This is a genomic window from Microbacterium sp. K35 (genome assembly GCF_004794375.1).
Lineage (GTDB): Bacteria > Actinomycetota > Actinomycetes > Actinomycetales > Microbacteriaceae > Microbacterium > Microbacterium sufflavum.
The window spans coordinates 1-1,158 of the sequence record NZ_SSDM01000075.1 but is presented as its reverse complement, the minus strand read 5'-3'; the positions used below and the strand labels follow the sequence as shown (position 1 = coordinate 1,158).

The window sequence follows — 1,158 nt, the reverse complement described above, 5'->3', positions numbered from 1 at the left end:
TCGACGAGGGCTGCCGGATCGGGCTCGAGCGCGGGCACCGCGGCCGGACGCAGGAGGGCGCCGACGGCCCAGCCGCGCCCGCTCAGGTCGCGGTGGAACAGGCGGGTGGTCGCGCCGGACAGCGTCACGGCGTCGGGCTCGACCACGAGGTTGAGCGCCGGATACGACACCACCTCCTGCCGGGAGGAGCGTCCGGGCTCGATGTCCCACTCCGGGATCCAGAACCACGCCACGAGGTGCCGGACCTCGGGCGGAGCGGGCAGGCGGTGGAACTGCGGCAATCGCGCGGGATACAGCACACCCCTGGTCGGATTCACCATGCGCTCAGCGTAGGGGGCACCGCCGACGCGACGCCGTGGCGCCCGTGTCGCGCATCTTCAAGCGCCCGGCGCGCCGCGCGATCTACCGTGGCGACATGACCGATCAGACACCCGCAGACCTGCCCGTCACCGGCGTGACCGGTGCGCACACGACCGACGGCCGCCCGCACGGCGTGACCTCGCTCACCCCGTTCCTCGCGATCCCCGACGCCGCCGGTGCGCTCGCGTTCTACCGCGACGTGTTCGGAGCCCGCGTGATCGACGTGACCGAGTTCGGCGACGTCGTGGCCCACGCCGACCTCGACTTCGGCACCGGTCGACTGCAACTGGGCGAGCCCAGTCCCGACTACCACCTCGTGCCGCCGCCCGCCGGCGACGACGCCTGCTATTCCCTCGGCCTCTACGTGCCCGACGTCGACGCCGTGGTCGAGCGCGCCGTGGCCGCCGGTGCCACCGTGCGCGAGCCCGCGATGCACTTCGTGTCGGGCGACCGCTTCGCCAGCATCCGCGACCCCTTCGGCGTGCGATGGTCGATCATGACCAGGGTCGAAGACCTCTCGGACGAGGAGAGCGCGCGCCGCGTCGCCGAATGGGCGGCGTCGTTCAGCGCGGGGCAGGCCGACGCGAGCTGAGCGCGACGACGGTCGCCCGCTGCACGGCGGGGAGCAGCGCCTCCGCGGTGCGCCGGTAGCCGAGCGGGCTCGGGTGGAACCGGTCGAGGCTGAACATCGCCTCCGGCTCGTCGAAGAACAGCGGCCCCACGGCGCGGCGCAGATCGACCGGCTCGGCCCCCGCGCGGCGGGCCGCCTCCGCCTGCACGGCGGCGAGATCGGAAGAG

General features: G+C 73.8%; 2 protein-coding genes and 1 pseudogene. 1 reads left to right on the top strand and 2 read right to left on the bottom strand.

Annotated elements, in window-relative coordinates:
• Nucleotides 1-320: DUF6597 domain-containing transcriptional factor (locus DW299_RS01985; RefSeq protein ID WP_342589043.1), on the bottom strand; the 320-nt coding region annotated here is incomplete at its 3' end.
• Between the two features lie 95 nt (nucleotides 321-415).
• Between DW299_RS01985 and DW299_RS01980 the strand changes: the two genes are divergently transcribed.
• Nucleotides 416-952 carry a VOC family protein gene (locus DW299_RS01980; RefSeq protein ID WP_136033413.1) on the top strand — a complete coding sequence of 179 codons (537 nt, stop codon included), beginning with the start codon at nucleotides 416-418 and terminating at the stop codon, nucleotides 950-952.
• On the opposite strand, the pseudogene DW299_RS01975 reads toward DW299_RS01980, so the two are convergent.
• A pseudogene (locus DW299_RS01975) lies at nucleotides 924-1,158 on the bottom strand (SGNH/GDSL hydrolase family protein); the annotation flags it as partial. The gene DW299_RS01980 and the pseudogene DW299_RS01975 overlap by 29 nt on opposite strands.

Excerpts from the sequence above, each read along its gene's own strand:
- DW299_RS01980 (WP_136033413.1), top strand. The coding sequence starts at position 416 with ATGACCGATCAGACACCCGCAGACCTGCCCGTCACCGGCGTGACCGGT.